Genomic DNA, 656 nt, shown 5'->3' with positions numbered 1-656 from the left:
GAAGGCGGCATCGCCGCCACCATCGCCGCCCGCACCCGGCTCGATATCGGCGCCCAGACCATCAACAACAACGAGCAGGCGCTCATCTTCAGCGGCGGCGACCTGGCCGTCGGCGGCGCGCTCGGCGCGGGCGGCATCGCCAGCGGACAGGCCGGCGTGGTGAACAATGCCAGCGCCAACATCGAAGCGCTGGGCAGCATGAACCTGGCGGCCGGCCAGGTCAACAACCTGAACAATCATTTCACGCTGGGCATGGACACCGGCAGCGTGACGGCGGTGACGGAATACCAGGGCAACAGCAGCAAGGGCACCAGCTATCCATCGCCGCGCTATCTGGCCGGCACGCCCGGGGTGCATACCTATATCGACGAGTCGCTGCACCTGCAGACCACGGCCGGCTATGGCGACTGGTGGGGGGACTATGACGATTTCACGCAGTACGACTATACCCGCACGACTCGAAGCTCCGTCATCACCAGTTCGGCGCCGGGCCGCATCGCGGCCGGCGGAAGCATGACCATCACGGCCGGCTCGGTGTTCAACAGTAACAGCCAGATCCTGGCCGGCGGCGCGCTGGCTATCGTGGGCAACCTGAGCAACGACGCCACCCAGGGCCAGCGCATCACCAGCGACAGCGGCACGGCCACCCATTACTG

1 protein-coding gene is annotated in these 656 nt (G+C 66.6%); it reads left to right on the top strand.

From position 1 onward, the window contains the following. Positions 1-656: hypothetical protein (locus tag AC3WOS_RS28575; RefSeq protein WP_492720704.1), on the top strand; the 656-nt coding region annotated here is incomplete at both ends.

It is taken from the genome of Rugamonas sp. FW305-51, from assembly GCF_058786935.1.
This window is presented reverse-complemented; position numbering and strand designations above follow the sequence as displayed.